Here is a 23999-nt window from a genome sequence, read left to right as displayed (position 1 = left end):
GAGTAGTTTGCTCTCATGAGCACGAACAAGGACACCGTGGCGCGCATTCTCGAGCAGTTGGAGCCGCTCGATGTCCGTGCGCGGGCTATGTTCGGTGAATACGGCCTGTACTGCGACGAGAAGGTCGTTGGCTTGATCTGCGGTGACGTTCTGTACGTCAAGCCGACCGAGATCAGTGCGGAGTTCGGATCGGACGCAGACCTTGCGCCGCCGTACCCGGGCGCAAAGGAGTATTACCGGGTTCCAGAGGAGCGGTTTCACGACGTGGATCGGCTGCACGCATTCATTCAGCGAACCGCCGACGCGCTTCCACTGCCCAAGAAGAAGCCACCGAAGAAGGCCAAACCGAAGGTCCAGAAGTAATCCATTGCTCGCCGAGATCGAGAACTGTTACCGCCGATGAACCAGGGTGATCCCACACGAAGCCGCCGGTGGGTGCTTCATCTCGATATGGATGCCTTTTTCGCCTCCGCTGAGCAATTGACCCGACCGACGTTGCGCGGACGTCCCGTCATGGTGGGCGGTCTCGGTGGCAGGGGCGTGGTTGCCGGCGCAAGTTACGAGGCTCGCGCCTTCGGTGCTCGGTCCGCCATGCCGATGCATCAGGCAAGGCGCTTGGTGGGCGGCGGGGCAGTGGTCCTACCGCCGCGCATGTCGCTGTATTCGGTACTGAGTAAAGGGGCGTTCGAGGCGTTGCGTCTGCGCATGCCGGTGCTCGAACAGTTGTCGGTGGACGAAGCGTTTGGCGAACCGGCCGAGTTGGCAGGAGCCGGTGCGGACGAGGTGCGGACGTTCTGCGAGGACCTACGGTCCTTGGTACTGGCAGAGACCGGGATGGTTGCGTCCATCGGCGCGGGTGCGGGCAAACAGGTCGCCAAGATTGCGTCGGGGCTGGCGAAGCCGAACGGTGTCGCGGTGGTGCCGCCGGGTCAGCAACACGAACTCCTCGATTCCCTTCCGGTTCGCAAGCTGTGGGGAATCGGCCCGGTGGCTGAGGAGAAGCTCAAACGGTTGGGGATCGTGACTATCGGGGGGTTTGCGCGCACTCCGATATCGGAGGTCGCGTCCATCCTCGGTACGACGGTAGGCCCTGGCTTGCATCGTCTGGCGCAGGGTATCGACGATCGTCCCGTGGCCGAGCGCGCGGACTCCAAGCAGATCAGTGCGGAATCGACGTTCGCGAGCGACATCGTCACGTTGGGGCAGTTGCGTGCGGCGGTGGAGAACAGCGGTGGGGCGGCGTTCTCACGGTTGGAGAAGGACGGCCGCGCGGCGCGCACGGTCGTGCTCAAGCTGAAGAAATCCGACATGAGTGTGCTGACCAGGTCGGTGACGTTGCCATATGCCACCCTCGACCGGGCGATCCTGATTGCCACCGCGCAGAAGCAGGTGATCGATCCGGTGGAATTGGGGCCGATCCGGTTGGTGGGGGTGGGATTTGCCGGGCTCTCCACAGTGCGTCAGGGATCGCTGTTTCCGGAGTTGGATCAGGATGTGCCGGGATATCCGATGGACACTCTCGCGGAGGATCTCGACGAGAGTCCCATTCCTGCGCGGGTTCCGGAACGATACTGGCATCCCGGTCTGGATGTGAGTCATCCCGAATTCGGACACGGTTGGGTGCAGGGCGCCGGTCATGGTGTCGTGACCGTTCGATTCGAAACCCGTTCCACGGGAACAGGAATCGCCAAAACCTTCACCGACGACGATGCGTCACTTCAGGTGGCGGATGCGCTCGACAGCCTTCTCTAAGGACACCCTTAGACTTTTTCGGCTTACCGTTGGGTAATGTTGTGGCGGACCGCGAGCGATGCACGTCAGTGCTGACAACGTTCGTATGTGAAAACCGGAATGGATAGGACTGAGAAGTTGAAGCTTCGTAACATGACCGTCGCAGCCGTCGCGATTGCAGCGGCCCTGACGATGACTGCCTGCAGTTCCGAAGAGGCCGAGCCCACCAAGACCACCACCTCCGCGAAGGCTACGACCACCACGGTCGAGATTGACGTTGCGCTCCCGACTGCTGCTGAGCTCAACGCCAAGATCGCTACGGCACTCGACGAGAGCGTTCCGTCCTCGGAGAAGGTCAAGTTCGTCGAGGGCGCAGACGCCGATCCCGAGCTGATCAACCAGGTCGCCGCGGCTGCCAAGGCTGCCGGCGCACAGGTCGAGGTTGTCGACCCCGTCACCGATTCGGGCAGCGACACGGCTACCGCACCGCTCGCCATCGTTATCAACGGCCAGCCCCTTGCCGGCGGCATGAACGCTGTCTTCGTGAACCTGGACGGCGAGTGGGCATTGTCCAAGACCACCGCTTGCCAGATCGTCAGCTTCGCTCAGCTGACCACCCCGGCTTGCGCTGCTTGATTTTCAGCTAGCTGACAAAGCGGCCGCCGACCCTCACGGGGCCGGCGGCCGCTTTTGTTTGTTCAGGTGCGCTCAGTGGTGGAATCCCTCGGTGACGCGAGGCTTCGGCATCGGGCTGGACAGTTCGTCGAGAAACGCGGTTTCCTCTTCGATGACACCCAACAGGTTGGCAGCCAAGTCCATGCTCAGACCGTTACGCACGACAATGCGTTGCACGGTGAGGTCGGTGAGGTTGTCCGGCATGGGATAGGCGGGCACGAGCCAGCCTTTGGCGCGTAGCCGATCCGACAGGTCGTAGAGCGTCCAATTCTCCGTGTGACCGGCCTTCAGACGCCACGCGAACACCGGAATATCGCTGCCGTCGTTCCAGAGTTCGAAGGCGTCGAGCTTGCCGATTCCTTCGGCGAGGAATTTCGCGACGTCCTGCGAGGACTGCTGGATGGAACGGTAACCGTCGTGGCCTAGCCGCAAGAACATGTAGAACTGCAAGATCACCTGGGCGCCGGGGCGCGAGAAGTTGAGTGCAAAGGTCGGCATGCTGCCGCCGAGATAACTGACTTTGAACACCAGATCCTCGGGGAGCAGGTCCTCCGAGCGCCACACCACCCAGCCAAGACCTGGGTACACCAGCCCGTATTTGTGCGCCGACGTGTTGATGGAATGAACTCGGGGGAGCCGGAAGTCCCATTCGATTTCCGGTTGGAGGAACGGTGCGATCATGGCGCCGGACGCTCCGTCGACGTGGATCGGGATGTCGAGTCCGGTCTTCTTCTGGATCGCGTCGAGTGCATTGGATATCTCGAGCACGGGTTCGTACATGCCGGTGTAGGTGACACCCATGATTGCGACGACACCGATGGTGTTCTCGTCGACGTACTTCTCGAGGTCGTGTCCGTCGAGTGTGCGATGTTCCTCGCTGATGGGGACGTATCGCGCTTCGATGTCCCAGTAGTTGCAGAACTTTTCCCAGCACACCTGCACGGCTGAACTCATCACCATGTTCGGGCGGTCCACCGGCTTGCCTGCAGCGCGCCTGGCGTGCTGCCAGCGACGCTTGAGAGCGAGTCCGCCCAGCATGCAGGCTTCCGACGAGCCGATGGTCGACGTACCGATCGCGTCTTTCGGAGACGGTGCGTTCCACAGGTCGGCGAGCATCCGCCAGCAGTATGTTTCGATCGCGGCCGTCTGCGGGTACTCGTCCTTGTCGATCATGTTCTTGTCGAACGACTCTGAATACAAGCGCGTGGCGTGGTCGTCCATCCACGTGCCGACAAACGTCGCGAGATTCAAACGGGCATTGCCGTCCAGCATCGTTTCGTCGTGGACGATTTGATACGCGGTTTCGGGAAGCATGCCATCAGGTTCGAGAGTGTATTTCGAGGCAACCGAATCTTCTCCTGGTCTGGAGAAGATAGGATTCGCGGCGACGTAATCGGTGTGTTCGGCTCTTCGCGGCTCTGGCATGAACTTCTGCTCCTCACAACGGTATTTCACGGTGGTCGGTGTCCTGATTGTTCGTATCCAGCTACCCTTACCGTCCATTGCGGGAGGGAAGTTGTCAAAGGGAACTGTGATCAGTCGATCAGGCAGTCTGTGGCCTGAGCCTGCGCGCATCGTAGAACGCCGCGAAGTAACACAAAGTCGTGACAATCAGGAGTAAACCCGCAATGCGGGCGAAGGCGCGGTCGTCGAATGCCAGGATTGCCGTGCCCGATACCCCGAGAGTGAGGACATAGACCAGCTTGGCCACCTGCCAACGCGGCGAGTCGGGACGGATCGCAGAAGGCTTGCCTCGCACGGTGATCCGCCAATCGAAAAGCAAGGGCAGCACCACCGCGACCCAGACGGCCGTACCGAAATCACCTTCGAGAATTCCGGCGACGGCGAGGAATACAGCACTGAGTACGAGAGTGGTCACCACGAGCACCTGCAGTTGTGATTGTGCAGTCACAGGAACCGTCATGCCTGTGTATACCCAGAGAAGGCGGCTGTATGCGGTTAGCGCGCAGCCGTTCTCAGGCCGGGCAGAGTTCGGGTGGTTTCCGCCTCGAACGGCGTCCCCGCGGGGACGCCGTTCGACATCTGGCCGGGCGACATCTGATCGTCAGGTCAGCGTTGGTAATTCGACGCCCGTCAGGTCTGCCTTGATCTGCAGCGCGAGGTACTTGCTGTAGTTACGCACCAGCATGAAGTTCCCACCGTGGATCCAGAACCGGTCGTGCCCGGACGCCCGCCACACCGACTGAAGCTCGCCCTCGTCGTCCAGATCCCAGACCGGACCGCAGGCGTCGGCGACGGCATCACCGAGGACGCGTCGTGCGGTGTCGAGAATGCCACGGAACCCGGTGGCGCACACGATCGTGTCGGCCGGGACGTGGGTGCCGTCCGACATGATCAGCCCATCAGGCACGAGTCGCTCGACGGTCGAACCTGACACCAGTTCGATGCTGCCGTCAGCGATGAGCGGGGAGGCGCCGACGTCGATGTAGTAACCGCCGTTGCGGGTCAAGAACAGCATCATCACTCCGGTGCCGTCCACACCGTCGGAGAGCGCGAATCCCTTGGCGGCGAGAGCGTCGAGCAGGTCGCGGGCGTCCTCGGCCATTGCGGCGGACCCGTACTTCAAAGCCGCAAGAAATTGTGGATCGAGCCGTGCCGACGACGCGTCGAGCAGGTCGGCCACGTCCGTGGAGGTGTGTTCGCCGTAGCGCATCCGGCCTCGATCAGACAGGGTGTGCCCGCTCACCACGTGGGTGGGCCCACGCTGGATCAGTGTCACCTGCGCACCCGATTCGTAGAGCTCCTGCGCGATGTCGTGGCCGCTGTTGCCGGTTCCGATCACCACGGTGCGGGTTCCCTTGCGTGCCGGTTCGGTGCGATACCGGCTCGAATGCAGCAGTTCGCCGGCAAAATCCTCGGCGCCCGCAAATTCTGGAAGGACAGGTTCGGTACCGCTGAGACCTGTCGCGAGAACCACGTGGTGCGGACGAAGTGTGCGCCGTGTGCCGTTACGATCGACGACGACGGTCCAGCGCCGCTCGCCTGGGTCGAATGTGGATTCCACAATCTCCGACCGCGTCCACACGTTCAGATCCATCGCACGTGAATATATTTCGAGCCAGTCGCCCATCTTGTCCTTGGGCGTGAAAACCGGCCAGGACGATGGGAATGGCATGAGCGGAAGATGATTCGACCAGACCGCGTCGTGTAGCACCAACGAGTCGTAGCGCCCGCGCCAGTTGTCGCCGACTCGATCACCGCGGTCGATCAGAAGAGTCCTGACTCCGAGCACGCCGAGTTGAGCGGCCAATGCCAGGCCCGAGTGGCCGGCACCGATTACGAGAACATCCGGATCGGCGTCGTGGCACTCGACTTCGCGGCTGCGCCGTGCCGACCAGTACTCCGGATGATCCCCCGTGCCGTCCGGTCGATGCTCGCCGGTGGTCGGTTCGTGGCCTGCCAGGGTATCCAGTGCGGTGAGGAGATTCCGGGCCCGCCAGGTGCCGTCGTCGAGGATCAGCCTGGCAACACCCCGTACGTGGCCGAGGTCGCTGTCGAACCGGAACAGTAGTTGGATCGTGGATCCGGACAGTGTCGGAACCAATGCTGGTGCGGCAACCGGGTCGAGGTGTTCGCCGTGCACGCGTTGCTCCAACGCGGACGCGATGACGGCATCGATCGGTGCGCTGCCGTTGAGACTGCGCAGGTCGCCGGAGAAGGCGAGCAGATCGCGCCACCACACGTCGGGGTGTAGAACCATCTCAGCACCCACTCCGGAGCGGAGGAGGTCGGCAAAATCGGAGAGCCACTGTTCTGCCGTCGCCGCAACTGCGACCGTGTCGAGGTCGGCGGAATCCAATTGCGTTGTCATATACACACTTTCCGTGAAATCAGCGGGTGGTGAAGCCGGCGTCGACCTTCAGTTCGGTGCCAGTGACGTAGCGCGCCTCGTCAGAAGCCAGGAACAGGACCGCATTGGAGACGTCGATCGGATCGGCCCAGGGGACAGGCAAGGCGTTGGTTCCCGTGAAGAGCGGTGCCACCTGTTCCTTGGTCGGGTTCCGGGTGCCGGGCAGGAAGAGGTTGAAGCAGCGATCGTTCATGATCATGTCGGTATCGGTTGCGCCCGGGTGGACGGTGTTCGCGCGGATGCCGTGTTCGCCGAGTTCGCTGACGAGCGTTCGCATCAGGCCGACGACCGCATGCTTGCTGGCGGCGTAGGCGCCGGCGTTGCGTGTGCCTTTGATTCCGGCTGTCGAGCTGGTGATGACGATCGACCCTCCGTCACCCTGCTCGATCAGGTGCGGTACTGCGGCTTTGCAGGTGTGCCACACGCCCTTGAGGTTGACGTCGAGTACGTCGTCCCACTCGTCTTCGGTAATCCGGTGTGCCGGTTCGCCACTGATGAAGATCCCGGCGTTTGCGACCACGATGTCGACACGACCGAGTTCCGCGACTCCGCGGTCGAGAAGCGTGCGCACCGAGTCGAAGTCGCGTACGTCGGCAATCCCGGCGTGGATGCGACGGCCGATCTTCTCGACTCCCCGAACTGTTTCGGCGAGGTCGTCCGGCGTGGCGGGAGGGTAGAACCGAGTGACCGTATCGATGCCGTCTGCGAGATCGAGGGCGATGATGTCGGCGCCTTCTTCGGCGAGCCGGAGCGCGTGACTGCGTCCCTGGCCTCGCGCTGCGCCGGTGATGAAGGCAACTTTTCCAGCTAGCCGTCCGGGCATCCTGCTCCTTCTGTCCGACGTCGTTGTCGTCCGGAAGGTAACGAGGATCACAGAAGCGTCAGCGCGGCACTCCCATTCAGTAGGACGGAGTCTGGGGGGCTCGCGAGAGTGTCTCCGGCTGAAGTGATTACGAGGACGGAGTGTGTAGACGCTCCACAGCCGTGCTGGCCATCGATCCCAGAACCTCGGGCGCGATGGGCGTCGGCGCGGTGGCGGAGAGTTGAGTCAGGTTGGGTCCCACTGCCGCGACGACTACATCGGCGACAAGTGTGAAACCTTCACTCGCCGTCGTGATTCGGTAGGAGAACGACGCGTCGCCTACGGGCGGCTGATGCCCCGCGCCGACCTGATAGGTGATGTTGATGCCGTCGGCGTCGGTACCCGAGAATTCGCCGCATCCGGCAACCGTGGCCTGCATACTCGCGAATGCTGCTGTGGCCGCGGCGCCGTCGGCGTACGAGGCGCTGTCCTGATCGATGCTCGTGAAATCGGGTCCGGTGAACATCTTCGAGATCGAGGCGACTGAACCCGGAACCTGGGTGGCGATCGGTGCGAGCACGCCGGCACAAGCGGCGGGGTTGGTGCTGGACTTGTCGGATTCCGATGTGGCGGGTGCGGGAGCGAGGCCCAGATCCTCGACCGGATCCGGCACGATGTCGAAACCAGCTGGTAGTTCGCTGAGTGTGAGTACGGTCTGCGTCAGCGCTGCTTTGTCCAGGGGAGTGCCGGTGAGGCCGGTCGGGACAGGCGCAGTGCTGAACGGAGCGAGGGCAACATCGGGTACCGGCGAGGCATCCGACGCTGTGGGAGAAGATGTTTCAGAACCGCATCCGCCGACGAGGAGAACGGTCACCACGCTGAGCCCGGCGACAGCGCGACGCGACATCACGATGTCCACCGAATGTTGTTGGTAATGCTCTGTCGGATGACCGATGTGCCGTCCGGGTCGCTGTAAGCCTGGTCGCCGCCGACCGAAAGTTCGCCGCTGACGGGAAGCGGCAGATTCAGGTCGACGATCATGGTTCCCGACCCGGCCATGACGTACTGATCGATGTCGAGAGTGCCCGCCCCGCCCGCGAGATTCCAGATGTTGCTCTGCGGAGTCTGTGACAGTTCTACGGCGAGGGTGAGACGGTCGCCGTCACGCGCGGTCACGGTGACGGTGGTTGTCTGATCGAGTTGGATCTCGCTACTGACGTCTTGCTTCACCGTCCACCGGGCACCGACTCCGACGGGCTCTGTCGGTAGTGCAACTGCACGATATACCGCTTGGCCGAAGGCCTGTTCGATTGCCGCGCGGGCCGCATTTGCCGACCCGGCCGACGGGCGTAAGCGCAGCGCCGTGACAGCACCGGATTCTGTAAAGGTCAACCCGGCTCCTGACCCTTCGGCGCCACCGAGGGCGGCTTGGAGCGTCTCGTCCGGCGTAGTCATGCCAGACAGGGTGAGATCAACCACGGTTGTCGGATTCTGGGGAGTGGCGGCCGTCGCCACGACGGCATTGAGCGGAATGGTCACTTCAGGCGAGGAAATGTCCTGAACCGGCTGCTGGTCGATCTGCTGGCGCACATCGGTCGACGTCACCAGGGTTGTTGCCTGAGTGGTTCCGGCCGGCAGATTCATCCGCAGGCTTTGCCTGGGCTCACTTCCGGCATCGAGCACCTCGACGGTCGCAGCGGTGACTGGGACGGTGAACTCGGCTGGAGTCGCCGAAGGCGTATCAGGCGACTGCTCGGCGTCGCCGCATGAGGTGAGAACGGTGACGAGAGCAAGGGCGGCGGCGAACACATACGGAACGCGCCGGCCGGAGATAGACAACTGTGGCACGCGCTCCAGGCTAACCGCTTCGCCGGAGTGCCCGGTCGGGTCGGGGAGCGCGTGCGTGCAGAGCAGCAGACATAGGGGATGATGGTGGGCGTGAGTACAGACCACCCAGACCGAGATCTCAGCGCGGAGGATCAGCCGATTACCGATTTGTCGAAGTCCGCATCACCGACACGGCCAAAACGGTTGGCGATGCTGATCGCCATCGCGGCAGTCATCCTGATCGCGGACGTCTTGACCAAGATCTGGGCTGTTGCGGCGATCACGCCCGGCAAGCCGATCGAAATCATCGGCGACGTCGTCACTTTCACGTTGGTCCGCAATCCCGGAGCCGCATTCTCGATGGCAACGTCGATGACGTGGATCCTCACGTTGGTTGCAATCGGCGTCGTGATCGGAGTGATCAAGATCGGTCGCACTCTGCGGTCACCCTGGTGGGCGCTGGGTCTGGGTCTGGTGCTCGGCGGCGCACTCGGCAACCTCATCGACCGATTGTTCCGCGCCCCGGGTTTCATGCGCGGACACGTCGTCGACTTCATGTCCATCGGTTGGTGGCCTGTGTTCAACATCGCTGATTCTGCGATCGTGTGCGGTGCAATCCTGTTGGTCGTCTTGACGCTGTTCGGGTTCGAACCCAACGGCGAGCGCCTGCGCAGTGACAAGGACACGGGCGAGGGCCCGGGCAGTGACAAGGACACGGGCGAGGGCCCGGGCAGTGACAAGGACACGGGCGAGGGCCCGGGCAGTGACAAGGTCACGGGGGAGAGCAAATGAGGGAATCGCGTTCGATGCCGGTACCGGACGGACTCGACGCGATGCGTGTCGACGCCGGATTGGCACGACTACTCGGTCTCTCTCGAACCGTCTCGGCCACCCTTGCAGAAGAAGGTTCGGTACTGCTCGACGGTGTAGCTGTCGGGAAGTCCGATCGGTTGACCGCGGGTTCGTGGCTCGAAGTTGTACTGCCCGAGCCGCCGCGTCCGCTGACCGTGGAAGCCACTCCCGTCGAGGGCATGGAAATTCTCTACGCGGACGACGACGTTGTTGCCGTGGACAAGCCGGTCGGCGTTGCCGCGCACGCGAGTGTGGGGTGGACGGGTCCGACGGTCATCGGCGGCCTGGCCGCTGCAGGTTTCCGGATTTCGACGTCGGGCGCGCACGAGCGTCAAGGCATCGTTCACAGACTTGATGTCGGGACGTCCGGTGTCATGGTCGTTGCGACGTCCGAGCGGGCGTACACCGTACTCAAGCGGGCCTTCAAGCAGCGCACTATCGACAAGAGGTACCACGCGCTGGTCCAGGGGCACCCGGACCCGAGTAGCGGAACGATCGACGCTCCGATCGGGCGGCACCACGGGAACGACTGGCGTTTTGCCGTGACCGCCGACGGTAAGGCAAGCGTCACGCATTACGACACTATCGAGGCATTTCAGGCGGCAAGTCTGTTGGATGTGCACCTCGAAACGGGGCGGACACACCAGATTCGGGTGCATTTCTCCGCGCTGCGCCACCCGTGCTGTGGCGACTTGACGTACGGAGCGGACCCCCGCCTCGCCGAGCGGTTGGGACTCGAGCGGCAGTGGCTTCATGCAGTGTCACTCGGGTTTGCACATCCGGCGGACGGGCGCTGGGTCGAGATCAAGAGCAAGTACCCGAAAGACCTCGAACATGCGCTAGAGGTTCTTCGATCCGCATGAGCGCGCGAGCAGTCGGTTCCGCGCTGGCGGGAATCGCAGTTGTTGCGCTCGTCGTTGGAGCCGGCCTGCTGAATCCGGTTCCCACCCCGCCGGTGGGAACCGATTCGCTCGGCCCGGACAGTGGTGAACTGGTATCCGATTATCTCGACCGTGCGCGAGAATCACTCGACGCGGTCGAGGGCTCGGCGTGGGCCCTCGCATCGTTTGCCGCTCCGATGACTGCCGACGACGTTATCGCGGCCACCCCGGGAGTTCGGGTGTCCGAGGTGTTGTTCCGAGTGCCGTTGGATCGGGTTCAGACTCCGATGGTCGCGATTGCAGTACCGGACAACAACGACGCGATTCGACGGGCACCTGGAGCTGCGGCGACGCGACTCGCCGCCATGACGGGGGTCGACGAACGGCAGAAACGCGTCGCGGAAGTGTCGAGTCGGCTGTTGTCGCAGGGGTGCGCGTGTGCGATCGGCGCGGTAGTGCACGGCACTGCGCAGGAACTTGCGACATTGGCAGGTACTCCATCGATCCGAGCGCTCGAAGCCTTGCCGGAAGACGGCACTCCGTGGCGCGCAGCGGTTCGGCCGCTGCTGCCGGAGTATGTGGACGTGGTTCGGGTAGGACCGGATGACGGACCAGTTCCATGAGCACCGATGACGGACGCGAGATCACGCTGTCGAAAGTGACCAGGTCCGGTTCGAGTTCGAGTTCGGGCATCGCGTTCGGTGCCGGCGCCTTCCTGATCTGGGGCGCATTCCCCGCGTTCTTCGGTTTGCTCGATTTTGCCGACCCGCTCGAAATTCTTGCTCATCGAGTGGTGTGGACACTCGTGCTGATGCTGATCGTGTTGGCGGTTCTCGGTCGACTTGCCTCGCTTCGCGGCATCAGCGGGCGTACGTGGTTGCTGGTGACGGCAGCCTCGGCGGCAATCGCTGTCAACTGGGGAACCTACATCTACGCGGTGGCGTCGGGGCGAGTGGTGGAAGCCGCGCTCGGATATTTCATCAACCCGTTGGTGACTGTCCTGCTCGGTGTGGTGATCTTCCGAGAGCGGCTTCGACGCGCTCAGATCGTGGCGCTGGCGCTGGCTGCAACAGCGGTGGTGGTGATCACCATCGATTACGGCAAACCGCCGATCGTGGCACTCGTCCTGGCGGGGTCTTTTGCGACGTACGGACTGATCAAGAAGGTGGTTCCGCTCGACCCACGAACCAGCTTGACGGCTGAGGGCGTCGTCGCCGCTCCGTTCGCGGTGGGATATCTCGTATTTCTCGGTCTGACCGGCGCCGGTGCTTTTGTCTCCGGCGGCACCGGCCAAAGCCTGCTCCTCATGGCGGCCGGCCCCGTGACGGCATTGCCGCTGTTGCTGTTCGGTGTTGCCGCGCAGCGAGTGAAACTCTCCACAATGGGCATGTTGCAGTACCTGACACCGGCGCTGCAGATGTTGTGGGGCGTCGCGGTGATGCGTGAGGACATGCCCGCGTCGCGGTGGATCGGGTTTGCCTTGATCTGGCTGGCACTGGTGATCTTCACGACAGACATCGTCCGCGCTAATCGGCGTTCACAGGGGTCGACGTCGTCCAAGCAGGAGCCGGTCACGTAACTATCGTCGCGCCGCCTGCCGGTCACATCGATCGGCCGCCGACTCTGTCGGTAGCGGGGCATACACTCGACCAAGCTCCCAGACATCAGAGAGGCGCACGTGGCTGACTCGTTCGTTCATCTTCACAATCACACCGAGTACTCGATGCTCGACGGCGCGGCCAAGGTCGGCGCCATGTTCGAGGAGGCCACTCGGCTCGGCATGACCGCCGTCGGTATGACCGACCACGGAAACATGTACGGCGCCAGCCAGTTCTACAACGAAGCGGTCAAGGCCGGGATCAAGCCGATTATCGGTATCGAGGCGTACATCGCGCCGGAATCCCGGTTCAACACCAAGCGTGTGTTGTGGGGCGATCGCAGCCAGAAGTCCGACGACGTCTCCGGTAGCGGCGCGTATACGCACATGACGATGGTCGCGGAAAATGCGACAGGCCTACGCAACCTCTTCAAACTGTCTTCGCTTGCGTCCATCGAGGGCCAGTTGGGCAAGTGGCCCCGTATGGACGAGGAGCTCATCGCCTCGCATGCCGAGGGAATCATTGCCACCACGGGTTGCCCGTCCGGTGAGATCCAGACGCGCCTGCGACTCGGGCATGATCGTGAAGCCCTCGAAGCGGCAGCGAAGTGGCAGGAAATCTGGGGCCCTGACAATTTCTTCCTCGAGGTGATGGACCACGGTCTCTCGATCGAGCGTCGGGTGCGTGAGGGTTTGCTCAATATCGGTCAGCAGCTCGGCATTCCGCCGCTCGCGACCAACGACTGCCACTACGTCACCAAGGACGCAGCCGAGAACCACGAGGCGCTGCTGTGCATCCAGACCGGTAAGACGCTCTCGGATCCCACGCGCTTCAAGTTCGACGGCGACGGTTACTACCTCAAGTCCGCGGCCGAGATGCGGGCTATCTGGGACAGCGAAGTTCCCGGAGCCTGCGACAACACAGTGACAATCGGTGAGCGCGTCCAGTCGTACGAGGACGTGTGGAAGTTCCACGACCGGATGCCGATCTTCCCGGTACCCGAAGGACATACGCAGCAGACGTTCCTGCGCGCCGAGGTCATGCGCGGCTTGGATCGACGTTTCCCCAGCGGCCCGCCCGAGGAGTACCTCGCGCGTGCCGACTACGAGATCGGCGTCATCAACGAGATGGGCTTCCCGGCCTACTTTCTGGTGGTCGGTGACCTCATCAACCATGCAAAAGAAGTGGGCATCCACGTCGGACCCGGTCGTGGATCCGCTGCAGGTTCGTTGGTGGCGTACGCGATGGGTATCACCAACATCGACCCGCTTCCGTACGGTCTGCTGTTCGAGCGATTCCTCAACCCCGAGCGCGTGTCGATGCCTGATATCGATATCGACTTCGACGATCGCCGTCGCGGCGAGATGGTGCGTTACGCCACCGAGAAGTGGGGCGATGACCGCGTCGCGCAGGTCATCACGTTCGGAACCATCAAGACCAAGGCTGCCATCAAGGACTCCGCTCGCGTGCAGTTCGGTAAGCCCGGTTTTGCTATTGCCGACCAGATCACCAAGGCATTGCCGCCGCCGATCATGGCCAAGGACATCTCGGTATCCGGTATCACCGATCCCAAGCACGAGCGGTACAAGGAAGCTGCCGAGGTTCGCTCGCTCATCGACTCCAGCCCGGACGTCGCGAAGATCTACAAGACCGCGGTGGGTCTGGAGGGTCTGATCCGTAACGCGGGTGTCCACGCCTGTGCCGTGATCATGTCGTCCGAGCCGTTGATGGATGCGATTCCGGTGTGGAAGCGCGCGCAGGACGGTGCGATCATCACGGGCTGGGATTACCCGTCGTGTGAGGCCATCGGTCTACTCAAGATGGACTTCCTTGGTCTGCGAAACCTCACCGTCATCGGTGACACACTCGAGAACATCAAGGCCAACCGCGGTATCGACATCGACCTCGACACGTTGCCGATGGACGACCCGGCTACGTACGAACTCCTGGCGCGCGGCGACACTCTCGGCGTGTTCCAGCTCGACGGTGGCGGTATGCGTGAGCTTCTGAAACTGATGCAGCCCACCGGTTTCGGCGACATCGTGGCCGCACTGGCACTGTACCGGCCGGGTCCGATGGGTGTGGACGCCCACATCTCGTACGCCAAGCGTAAGAACGCGCTCGAAGAAGTCAGCCCCATTCACCCCGAGCTGGAAGAACCGCTCGCGGAGATCCTCTCGGAGACGTACGGCCTGATCATCTACCAGGAGCAGATCATGCAACTGGCGCAGAAGGTGGCCGGGTACACCCTGGGGCAGGCCGACTTGCTGCGCCGCGCCATGGGTAAGAAGAAGCTGTCCGAACTCGAGAAGGCATACGCCGGTTTCCGTCAGGGCATGTTGGACAACAACTTCAGCGAAGCCGCCATCAAGGCGCTCTGGGATACCGTTCTCCCGTTCGCCGGCTACGCATTCAACAAGTCGCACTCAGCTGGTTACGGTCTCGTCTCGTTCTGGACCGCGTACCTCAAGGCGAACTATCCGGCCGAGTACATGGCCGGTCTACTCACCTCGGTCGGCGACGACAAGGACAAGTCCGCTGTCTATCTTGCCGACTGCCGCAAGATGGGCATCACGGTGCTGCCGCCTGACGTCAACGAGTCGCGCGTCGACTTCGCGACGGTGGGGGAGGACATCCGCTTCGGTATGGGGTCCGTCCGCAATGTGGGCGCAAATGTCGTGGCATCCATCATCAAAGCGCGCACGGAGAAGGGTAAGTTCACCGACTTCTCCGACTATCTCGGCAAGATCGATGCGATGGCGTGCAACAAGAAGGTTACTGAATCCCTCATCAAGGCAGGCGGATTCGACTCTCTCGAACATCCGCGTAAGGGCTTGATGTTGGTGCACGCCGACGCTATCGATGCCGTCATGAGCACCAAGAAGGCGGAGGCCATCGGACAGTTCGACCTGTTCGGCGGGTCCGAAGTGGACGAGTCCATCGCGTCGGTGTTCGACGTTCGCATTCCCGAAGAGGAATGGGAAACCAAACACCGCCTTGCGCTCGAACGAGAGATGTTGGGGCTGTACGTTTCCGGGCACCCGCTCAACGGCGTCGAACATATCCTCAAGCAGCAGTCCGATACCTCGATTGCCGCAATCCTCGACGGTGGTGTCCAAGACGGTGCGCAGGTCACATTGGGAGGCATTATTGCGTCGGTCGATCGCCGAGTGAACAAGAACGGCCTCACCTGGTGCATCGTGCAACTCGAGGATCTGGTCGGCGGTATCGAGGTGCTGTTCTTCCCTCAGGCGTACGCCGTGTACGGCATGGACATCGCCGAGGATGCGATCGTTCTGGTGAAGGCGCGGGTGTCTATTCGAGATGACCGTATGTCGTTGATCGGCAACGATCTTGCGGTGCCGGATCTTTCGGCTATCGGCGTGGCGCGACCGCTCTCGGTGTCGTTGCCGCTGCGTCAGTGCACCAAGGACAAGTTGGGCGCGCTCAAGCAGATCCTGACCCGCCACCCGGGCACGTCGGACGTGCATGTCCGTTTGATCGGAAGCAACGAGATCACGATGTGGAAGGTCGACGACGTTCTGCGGGTAGAGCCGTCGTCAGCTCTGATGGGCGATCTCAAGGCGCTCCTCGGGCCTGGCTGCCTGGCGGTTTAGGGCCTCATACAACAAACGTCTCGTTCACCTGGGAAGCCAAGTGAACGAGACGTTTGTGTATGTCCTGAAAGAGCGAAGCGAGAGACTTAGCTGCGGGAGTAGAAATTTCTGCGAACCCACCACGTAACCACCGTCGCGGCGGCGGCGATGAGGACTGCCGGCTGCATGGACGTGGTGATTGCGAGGGTGGCAACAAAGACGACCAGACCGATTGCCAGCGCTTCGAGTTTGTACAGCGGCCACAGCGTGCCGGCGATGTCGACGCTGTTGTCGGTGCTCCGACGTGACACGCGAGTATCGAAACCTGCGGTTGTCATGAGGTCACCTACCGTCTCTGTCGTCTCTGTGGTCCGTTCTGGACTTTAAGGGTATCCAGATAGCTGGTTTCGGGCAAGCGAACTTTATTGATGGGTGCATCACTGTATCGATCACCGTGCAGTGTGCGTGTTGCGGTGGCCAAGGTCAGACAGTCGGTGTTCACTTGTACCCATGCCAATTACAGGTGAATACGAACCCAGTCCCGCTACGTGGGCAGCAGATCAGGTCGAGCAGATCGAGAGCTCCGGTGGCACCGAGGGGAACGAACTCAACGGGATGGCCGTTGTCATCCTCACGACCATCGGCGCAAAGTCCGGCAAGGTGCGCAAGACGCCGTTGATGCGTGTCGAGCATGACGGGAAGTACGCCGTTGTGGCGTCCTTGGGAGGCGCGCCCAAGAACCCCGTCTGGTACTACAACGTCAAGGCAAATCCGAATGTCACGTTGCGTGATGCGACGCAGGTCTTCGACATGGTTGCGCGTGAGGTAACGGGCGACGAAAAGGCGATCTGGTGGGAGCGCGCAGTTGCGGCATTCCCCGACTACGCGAACTATCAGAAGAAGACCGACCGAGAGATTCCGGTGTTCGTGCTCGAACCCAAGTAGATCTACGGAGGCCCGATGAGTCCGAAATCTGTTGCAGATCAATTGGTTCAACAGCTCGTGGATGCCGGGGTTTCCCGGATCTACGGCATCGTGGGAGACAGTCTCAATCCTGTGGTGGACGCCGTGCGGCGCACCGGTGGCTCTGCCAAGGGTGGTATCGACTGGATTCATGTTCGTCACGAGGAGGCGGCCGCGTTCGCGGCTGCGGCCGACGCCCAGATCACCGGCGAGTTGGCCGTGTGTGCGGGCTCGTGTGGACCGGGAAATCTGCACCTGATCAACGGGCTCTACGACGCACATCGCTCGGGCGCGCCGGTCCTGGCGATTGCGTCGCACATTCCGAGTGCTCAGATCGGTATGGGTTATTTCCAGGAAACCCATCCTGAGCGAATTTTCATCGAGTGTTCGAGCTATACCGAGCTGATCAGCACCGCAGCGCAGGCGCCGCGTGTTGTTCAGTCCGCAATCACGCACGCGGTCGCCCGAAGCGGCGTATCCGTGATCGTTCTCCCCGGTGATATCGCGGACTGCCCGGTCGAGGGTGAACCGCCGACGCTGGTCGCAACTCGTCGTCCGACGCTGGTGCCAGACGCCGGTGATGTACGCGCCCTGGCAGACGTGATCAACGCGTCGCGGAAGGTGGCGATCTTTGCCGGAGCCGGCGTGCGAGGTGCCCGCGACGAAGTGCTCGCGCTGGCCGAGGCGGTCGGCGCTCCGATCGGGCACTCCCTCCGCGGTAAGGAGTGGATTCAGTACGACAATCCGTATGACGTGGGCATGACCGGGCTGCTCGGGTACGGCGCGGCGCACGACGGTATGCACGGGGCTGACTTGTTGCTGCTGATCGGCACAGACTTCCCGTATGATCAGTTTCTGCCGCACACCGTTCGTACTGCTCAGATCGATTCTGCCGCAGAGAAATTGGGGCGTCGAACCAGCCTGGATCTTGCGGTGCACGGAGATGTCGCTGCGACGCTGGCGGCGTTGATACCCCAGGTGGAGCGGAAGTCGGATCGAGCGTTCCTCGACGACATGCTCGAGGTGCACAGAACATTGATGACCAAAGTTGTCGGCGCGTACACCGATCCGGTGAAACAGCGCACCCCGATTCACCCCGAGTACGCGGCGTCGATCCTCGACGATCTTGCTGCCGAGGATGCGATCTTCACCGCGGACACCGGTATGTGCAACGTGTGGACGGCGCGGTATCTCACTCCCAACGGATCGCGGCGATTCCTGTCGTCGGCCCTGCACGGTTCCATGGCTAATGCGTTGCCACACGCGATGGGTGCGCAGTGGGCGAGTCCTGGCCGGCAGGTTATTTCGGTCTCCGGCGACGGCGGTCTGTCGATGCTGCTGGGCGAGTTGGTGACAGTGGCGATGTACAAGTTGCCGGTCAAGATCGTGGTGTTCAACAACTCCACGCTCGGTATGGTCAAGCTCGAAATGCTGGTGGACGGCTTGCCTGATTTCGGAGTCGACGTTCCCGCTGTCGACTATGCGGGCGTCGCCGCCGCTCTCGGAATCTACTCGCGACGGATCGAGAATCCTGCTGACATCGAATCAGGTTTACGTGAGGCACTCGATCACGACGGTCCCGCGTTGGTCGATCTTGTGACGGATCCGTTGGCATTGTCGTTGCCGCCCAACATAACCGGTGGTCAGGTCAAGGGCTTCGCTCTCGCGATGTCGAAGATGGTGATGAACGGTGGCGTCGGCGAGGCCGTGCAGATGGCAAAGTCGAATCTGCGGAACGTGCCGCGTCCGTCGCAGTTCAACCCGAGAGGGTAGGTGACCGCGATGGAAACCTTGCGCTCGGACGTGCAAAAATGGCGGAGTGTCTAACTCGCCCGATGTCGTAGCTACCAAGTCCACTCTGCCCGCGCTCGATGCGCGGGAAATTGACGCGGCCATCGAGCGAATTCAGAACGTTATTGCGGCTACACCTCTGCAGTACAGCGAGCGTCTGTCCGCGCTGACCGGTGCCAAGGTCTACCTCAAGCGTGAGGACCTGCAAGGTGTTCGCTCGTACAAGATCCGCGGTGCCTACAACCTCATGTCACAGCTGACGGAGGCGGAACGAGCCGCCGGTGCCGTCACGGCCAGTGCCGGAAATCATGCACAGGGTGTTGCGTACGCGTGCCGCACAATGCAGATCCGCGGACGGATCTACGTTCCGGCTAACACTCCGAAGCAGAAGCGTGACCGAATCCGCGCTCACGGCGGCGATTTTGTCGAACTCTTCATGGTGGGTGAAACGTACGACGCTGCTGCCGCAGCTGCGGCCGAGGATGTCGCCAGGACCGGTGCCACGATGGTTCCGCCGTTCGACGATGTGCGTACCGCTGCGGGTCAGGGAACTATTGCCGCCGAAATCCTGCAGCAACTGGACGCCCCCCTCGACGCGATTGTTGTTCCGGTTGGTGGCGGTGGGTGCATCGCCGGTATTGCCACGTACCTGCACGAGCGTTCGCCGAAGACGTCGATCGTGGGTATCGAACCTTCGGGTGCGGCGTCCATGACAGCTGCTCTGGTTGCCGGTGCGCCTGTGACGCTGCCGGTGGTCGATCCGTTTGTGGACGGTGCGGCGGTCAAGCGGATCGGTGATGTTCCGTTCGAGGTCGTATCGAGGCTCGGCGCTGCCGTGGTCTCTCATGCGTCGTTGCCGTTGGTCGCCAAGCAGTTGTCCGCGATTCCCGGGACCGGATCATTTGTCGTGAACCAGATCGACGAAGGTGCCATCTGCACGGCGATGCTCGAGATCTACCAGAACGAGGGCATCATCGCCGAACCTGCGGGAGCGCTTTCCGTTGCGGCCCTTCAGAATTTGACGCTCGAACCTGGTTCCACCGTGGTGTGCTTGATCTCGGGCGGCAACAACGACGTTTCCCGTTACGGCGAGATCCTCGAGCGCTCGCTGGTGCATCTGGGTCTCAAGCACTACTTCCTGGTGGACTTCCCGCAGGAGCCAGGGGCGTTGCGTCGTTTCCTGTCCGAGGTACTCGGCCCGGACGACGACATCGCGTTGTTCGAGTACGTCAAGCGCAACAACCGTGAGACGGGTGCTGCCTTGGTCGGTATCGAACTGGGCTCGGCCGACGGTTTGGCGTCGTTGCTCGAACGGATGGAGCGGGCGCCGATGCAGTCCGAGCGACTAGAGCCGGGTAGCCCGGCTTATCGGTATCTGACATAACACTTCATGCGCCGGGTGGTCAGGGCAGTAGACGCTCGACCACCTGGCGATGGAGTTCGGGATCGGGCTGGGGGAGTCCGAGCATTGCGGCGAGGTAGAGGCCATCGCCAACGAGGCGGATGATTTCCGCTTGAACGGGATCGGAGATCTCGGCTTGCAGTCCCTGATCCCAGCTGCGCATCACGTCGGTGACGGCCTTCTGGATTTCGTCGTGCTGTCCGTCGACGGTGCGTAGTGCAGCGATGATCGATCGGAATAGTGATAGTTCTTCGTGTTCGGTCGCTTCCGGGATCTGGAGGTAGAACTCGCTTGCCGAGGTTCCGCCGGCAACAGCATCCGCAAGTTGCTGATCGGAGCGTTCGCCGAGTCTGCGAACCATGGCCGCGAGGAGAGCTTCCTTACTCGGGAAGTGGTACAGAAGCCCGCCTTTGGACACTCCTGCTTGTGCTGCGACTGCCTCGAGGGTGACCTGTGCGACCCCATTGACCAGCAGTAACTTCTCCAGTGCGTCGAGAATGCGATCGCGTGTGCCTTCAGCCATGTGATGAAACTGTACCGGGAAATAACTTTACCGCCCAGACGGTTGACTGTTAGTGTTGTCATCACTGTACCGGCTGGACGGTTCAGTGAAATTCTGTTCAGTGAATGCGTAGTCGACTCACGGAAAGTTGCGAGAAGAGCCATGTCAGTGTCGGCAGATCACACGTCTGCAATCAATCCCGAGGACGTTCGGGCAACAAAACGTGACTGGGCAGGACTGGTGGTCCTGGCCTTTGCCGTGTTGCTCATCGCGGTGGACGGCACAGTGCTCGATCTTGCGCTCCCGTTCATCAGCGCGGACCTTGAACCGAGCAGCACACAGTTGCTGTGGATCATCGACGTCTATTCGTTCATCCTTGCCGGTCTCCTGATCACGATGGGTACACTCGGCGACCGCATCGGACGGCGAAAGCTGTTGCTGATCGGTGCTTTCGGCTTTGGTCTGGCTTCGGTCGTCGCGGCCGTTTCCACAAGTCCGGAGATGCTGATCGGTGCCCGCGTGCTGCAGGGTATTTCCGGTGCGACGCTCATGCCCGCGACGCTCGGTCTGATCCGCACCATTTTCGTCAACCCGCGCCAGCGCACCGAAGCCATCGGCATCTGGGGCGCGATGGCCGGCGGTGGTACGGCAGCCGGACCACTGATCGGTGGGTGGATGCTCGAGCATTTCTGGTGGGGCTCGGTGTTCCTGATCAACATTCCGGTCATGATCGCACTTCTCGCGCTCGGCCCGATTCTGATCCCGGAGTCCAAGGATCCCAACCCGGGTCGATTCGACCTGGTCAGCGCCGCATTGTCGATGGCCACGATGCTTCCGCTGGTTTACGCGGTCAAGGAATCCGTGGTGCACGGTATCGATCTGACGATGCTGGGAATTGCCGCGTTCGGTCTTGCCGCGGGTGTTGCGTTCGTCCGTCGTCAGCGCAGTCTGAAGGATCCGATGCTGGATCTGAAACTGTTCTCCAACCCGTCGTTCACCACGGCGGTTCTGACGAACCTCCTCTCGATCTTCGCGCTGGCCGGTGTGCTGTTCTTCGGCTCGCAGTACCTGCAGTTGGTCCTCGGCAACGGTGCGTTCGACGCAGGTCTGCTCATGCTGCCCGGCATGTTGCTCAGTGCTTTCACTGCCGTCGCCGCAGCCTGGCTGGTTCGACGTTGGACAGTGACGCAGGTGCTCAGTGCCGGTCTCATTGTCGCTGGTATCGGCGCGGCGATGCTGCTGGCACTCGGTGTCGACAGCGGGCCACTGGCATTCGTTGCGGGCTTCGGACTGGTTGGCGCGGGTGTCGGTGTTGCACTGACGCTCACCTCCGACCTGGTGGTCAGTTCTGTTGAGCCGGAGCGAGCCGGTGCAGCCTCGGCAGTGTCGGAAACTGCATACGAACTGGGTATTGCACTCGGTGTCGCGATCCTCGGCAGTGTGGTCATGGCGATTTTCCGTAAGGGAATCGACACGTCCATGCTCGACGCGGATCAGGCGCATGCGGCGCAGGGCACACTCGGCGGCGCCATTCAGGAAGCCGCTCACCTGCCTGGCGACGCGGGCTCGGTGCTGGTCGATTCCGCGAAGTCGGCCTTTGTCGACGGTATGCATGTGGCGACCGGTGCGACAGCGCTCGTACTGTTCATCTGTGCGGCGCTGGTTCTGCGGATGCTGCGGAGTACACCAGAGAACGCGAAGCGTTAACGCATGAAACAGCAGAACGCGAAGCGTTAGTTCTCCAGCACGACAAACGAATACCCAGGTACCACTGTTGCGGACGCGGTCTCGTCCTGTGTCGGTCGATCCCACCAGAGAATGGGGGTTCCGCCGGCCGGGACGTGGGCCGCGTCCGGTCCAAGATTGCAGGCAATCTGTAAGGTGCCGCGGCGCAGCGTTATCCACCGCTTGTCCTCGTCGTAGTCGACATGAAGGTGCCCGAGCCACGGGTCGGTGAGGTCACTTCGGCTCTTGCGCAACGCAATCAGATCGCGGTAGCACGCCAGGATTCGAGTGTGTGGCAGCTCGGTAAGTTCGTCCCAGTTCAGTTTCGATCGCAGGAAGGTCTGGGGGTCTTGCGGATCCGGGATATCGTCGGTGTTCCAACCGTGGGCCGCGAACTCCGCTTTGCGTCCCTTGGCGGTTGCCTCGCCCAGTTCGGGCTCCGGATGCGAGGTGAAGAACTGGAAAGGCGTTGATGCACCCCATTCTTCGCCCATGAACAGCATCGGCGTGTAAGGGGAGAGCAACACGAGCGCGGCCTTGACGGCCAGCTGTCCTGGCGTCAGGTAGGCGCTCGGACGGTCTCCGAGTGCACGGTTTCCGATTTGATCGTGCGTGCACGTGTAGGCCAGCAGCGCACTTGCCGGCTGATGCGTGATGTCGATGGGGCGGCCGTGGACCCGTCCGCGGAATGACGAGTACGTGCCCGCGTGAAAGAAACCGAGGCGCAACGTGTTCGCGAGTGTTTCCAGTGAACCGAAATCCGCGTAATAGCCCTGACGCTCACCGGAGACTGCCGTGTGGATTGCATGGTGAATGTCGTCGTCCCACTGTGCGCTGAGGCCGAAACCTCCCGCCGCCCGCGCGGTGATCAGGGTGGCGTCGTTGAGGTCGCTTTCGGCGATCAGTGTCAGCGGCCGGCCGAGATGGGTGGACAGCGTTTCGGTACGGACGGCAAGTTCCTCGAGGATGTGGGTGCCGGTGTGATCGACCAGCGCGTGGACGGCGTCGAGGCGGAGGCCGTCGATATGGAATTCACGCATCCAGCGCAGTGCGTTCTCGGTGATGTACTCGCGTACTTCACCGGACTGCGGACCACCGATATTGATGGTGCGCCCCCATGTGTTGGCTCCGTCGGTGAGGTACGGGCCAAAGCGTTCGAGATAGTTGCCCGACGGGCCGAGGTGGTTGTAGACCACGTCCAGGAGAACGCCCAGTCCGCGCTGATGTGCTGCATTCACCAAGCGCTGCAACCCATCCGGGCCGCCGTACGCCTCGTGGACGGTGTACCAGAGCACGCCGTCGTAACCCCAGTTGTGAGTTCCGTTGAAGCCGTTCACCGGCATGATCTCCAGGAACCCGATTCCCAGATTCACCAGGTGATCGAGGCGCTCGATCGCGGCGTCGAATGTCCCCTCGGGAGTGAAGGTTCCGATGTGAAGTTCGTAGACCGACGAGCCTGCGAGTTGACGCCCTGTCCAGGCGCTATCGGACCACGCAGCGTGGTCGAGGGTATGCAGTTGTGAGCGTTGGTGAACCCCGTCGGGTTGGCGCGGGGATCGCGGATCGGGAAGGGTTGCCCCTTCGACGACAAAGCCGTAGCGAGCATTCTCGGTGCAATCGACAGCGGCGCGCCACCAACCATCGGAATCCCGTGTCATCGCGTGAACTACGCCGTCGACGTCGACCTGTACTGATTCCGGAGTGGGCGCCCAGACCTCGAATGTGTGCACGGCATCAGCATGCCTGGTTTTGCCCGGTTGTGCCGCGCACTCAGATTTGACTG

Annotated in this window: 21 protein-coding genes; 12 read left to right on the top strand and 9 right to left on the bottom strand. The window is 62.1% G+C overall.

Translation table 11 applies throughout. The annotated features are described in order from the left end of the window. Window positions 1–15: 15 nt before the first annotated feature. From CJ178_RS07980 to CJ178_RS07970, 3 genes are all read left to right on the top strand, one after another. Entirely contained in the window at window positions 16–363 is a 348-nt protein-coding gene (locus CJ178_RS07980; RefSeq protein ID WP_045070295.1) for a TfoX/Sxy family protein, read from the top strand. Window positions 364–399: 36 nt separating this feature from the next. After that, on the top strand, window positions 400–1752 hold the full coding sequence (locus CJ178_RS07975; protein ID WP_045070293.1) for a DNA polymerase IV: 1353 nt from the start codon (window positions 400–402) through the stop codon (window positions 1750–1752). A gap of 132 nt (window positions 1753–1884) precedes the next feature. Continuing rightward, on the top strand, window positions 1885–2367 hold the full coding sequence (locus CJ178_RS07970) for a hypothetical protein (RefSeq protein ID WP_245006040.1): 483 nt from the start codon (window positions 1885–1887) through the stop codon (window positions 2365–2367). Between the two features lie 72 nt (window positions 2368–2439). On the opposite strand, the gene CJ178_RS07965 is transcribed toward CJ178_RS07970, so the two are convergent. From CJ178_RS07965 to CJ178_RS07940, 6 genes are all read right to left on the bottom strand, one after another. Continuing rightward, the gene (locus tag CJ178_RS07965) at window positions 2440–3831 is read right to left on the bottom strand and encodes a glutamate decarboxylase (RefSeq protein ID WP_033230992.1); all 1392 of its coding nucleotides are present in this window, start codon (window positions 3829–3831) and stop codon (window positions 2440–2442) included. Window positions 3832–3949: 118 nt separating this feature from the next. After that, window positions 3950–4285: a hypothetical protein gene (locus tag CJ178_RS07960; protein WP_141484460.1), complete on the bottom strand. Its 336-nt coding sequence runs from the start codon at window positions 4283–4285 to the stop codon at window positions 3950–3952. Window positions 4286–4471: 186 nt separating this feature from the next. Further along, window positions 4472–6238: a flavin-containing monooxygenase gene (locus CJ178_RS07955; RefSeq protein ID WP_095887885.1), complete on the bottom strand. Its 1767-nt coding sequence runs from the start codon at window positions 6236–6238 to the stop codon at window positions 4472–4474. A gap of 19 nt (window positions 6239–6257) precedes the next feature. Then, window positions 6258–7100 (bottom strand): mycofactocin-coupled SDR family oxidoreductase, encoded by an 843-nt coding sequence (locus CJ178_RS07950; protein WP_095886496.1) that lies wholly within the window; start codon window positions 7098–7100, stop codon window positions 6258–6260. 127 nt (window positions 7101–7227) lie between these two features. Further along, the gene (locus CJ178_RS07945; RefSeq protein ID WP_052683651.1) at window positions 7228–7986 is read right to left on the bottom strand and encodes a sensor domain-containing protein; all 759 of its coding nucleotides are present in this window, start codon (window positions 7984–7986) and stop codon (window positions 7228–7230) included. After that, on the bottom strand, window positions 7986–8927 hold the full coding sequence (locus CJ178_RS07940; protein ID WP_051730192.1) for a hypothetical protein: 942 nt from the start codon (window positions 8925–8927) through the stop codon (window positions 7986–7988). The genes CJ178_RS07945 and CJ178_RS07940 overlap by 1 nt, the downstream gene beginning before the upstream one ends. Before the next feature lie 78 nt (window positions 8928–9005). On the opposite strand from CJ178_RS07940, the gene lspA reads away from it, so the two are divergent. The 5 genes from lspA (at window position 9006) to dnaE (ending at window position 15854) form a co-directional block, all read left to right on the top strand. Beyond that, window positions 9006–9698: a signal peptidase II gene (lspA, locus tag CJ178_RS07935; RefSeq protein ID WP_052683620.1), complete on the top strand. Its 693-nt coding sequence runs from the start codon at window positions 9006–9008 to the stop codon at window positions 9696–9698. Then, the gene (locus tag CJ178_RS07930) at window positions 9695–10621 is read left to right on the top strand and encodes an RluA family pseudouridine synthase (protein WP_045070283.1); all 927 of its coding nucleotides are present in this window, start codon (window positions 9695–9697) and stop codon (window positions 10619–10621) included. Before lspA ends, CJ178_RS07930 begins: the two co-directional genes overlap by 4 nt. Further along, window positions 10618–11262, top strand: a complete 645-nt coding sequence (locus CJ178_RS07925; protein WP_095886495.1) for a hypothetical protein — start codon at window positions 10618–10620, stop codon at window positions 11260–11262. Before CJ178_RS07930 ends, CJ178_RS07925 begins: the two co-directional genes overlap by 4 nt. After that, window positions 11259–12218, top strand: coding sequence for an EamA family transporter RarD (rarD, locus tag CJ178_RS07920; RefSeq protein WP_095886494.1), 960 nt, complete (start codon window positions 11259–11261; stop codon window positions 12216–12218). The genes CJ178_RS07925 and rarD overlap by 4 nt, the downstream gene beginning before the upstream one ends. Window positions 12219–12317: 99 nt before the next feature. Beyond that, window positions 12318–15854, top strand: coding sequence for a DNA polymerase III subunit alpha (gene dnaE / locus CJ178_RS07915; protein ID WP_033230986.1), 3537 nt, complete (start codon window positions 12318–12320; stop codon window positions 15852–15854). 86 nt (window positions 15855–15940) lie between these two features. Here the strand turns inward: dnaE and CJ178_RS07910 are convergent, their stop codons facing one another. Next, window positions 15941–16171: a hypothetical protein gene (locus CJ178_RS07910; protein WP_033230985.1), complete on the bottom strand. Its 231-nt coding sequence runs from the start codon at window positions 16169–16171 to the stop codon at window positions 15941–15943. Between the two features lie 172 nt (window positions 16172–16343). Here CJ178_RS07910 and CJ178_RS07905 point away from each other — a divergent pair, with 172 nt between their 5' ends. The 3 genes from CJ178_RS07905 to ilvA are packed head-to-tail and all read left to right on the top strand — an operon-like array spanning window position 16344 to window position 19971. Beyond that, a complete protein-coding gene (locus CJ178_RS07905) occupies window positions 16344–16778 on the top strand; it encodes a nitroreductase family deazaflavin-dependent oxidoreductase (RefSeq protein ID WP_033230984.1) in 435 nt (144 codons plus the stop codon). Between the two features lie 15 nt (window positions 16779–16793). Then, on the top strand, window positions 16794–18569 hold the full coding sequence (locus tag CJ178_RS07900) for a pyruvate dehydrogenase (RefSeq protein WP_095886493.1): 1776 nt from the start codon (window positions 16794–16796) through the stop codon (window positions 18567–18569). 46 nt (window positions 18570–18615) lie between these two features. Then, on the top strand, window positions 18616–19971 hold the full coding sequence (gene ilvA, locus CJ178_RS07895; protein WP_033230980.1) for a threonine ammonia-lyase IlvA: 1356 nt from the start codon (window positions 18616–18618) through the stop codon (window positions 19969–19971). Window positions 19972–19990: 19 nt separating this feature from the next. On the opposite strand, the gene CJ178_RS07890 is transcribed toward ilvA, so the two are convergent. Further along, a complete protein-coding gene (locus CJ178_RS07890) occupies window positions 19991–20512 on the bottom strand; it encodes a TetR/AcrR family transcriptional regulator (RefSeq protein WP_033230979.1) in 522 nt (173 codons plus the stop codon). 141 nt (window positions 20513–20653) lie between these two features. Between CJ178_RS07890 and CJ178_RS07885 the strand changes: the two genes are divergently transcribed. Then, a complete protein-coding gene (locus tag CJ178_RS07885) occupies window positions 20654–22198 on the top strand; it encodes an MFS transporter (RefSeq protein WP_033230978.1) in 1545 nt (514 codons plus the stop codon). A 26-nt stretch (window positions 22199–22224) separates the two neighbouring features. Here the strand turns inward: CJ178_RS07885 and treZ are convergent, their stop codons facing one another. After that, window positions 22225–23946, bottom strand: coding sequence for a malto-oligosyltrehalose trehalohydrolase (gene treZ / locus CJ178_RS07880; protein WP_045071093.1), 1722 nt, complete (start codon window positions 23944–23946; stop codon window positions 22225–22227). Window positions 23947–23999 lie beyond the last annotated feature (53 nt).

The organism is Rhodococcus sp. ACPA4 (assembly GCF_002300185.1).
GTDB classification, from domain to species: domain Bacteria; phylum Actinomycetota; class Actinomycetes; order Mycobacteriales; family Mycobacteriaceae; genus Rhodococcus_F; species Rhodococcus_F globerula.
Note: the sequence above shows the minus strand (reverse complement) of the source record. Positions and strands in the feature narration are given on the sequence as shown.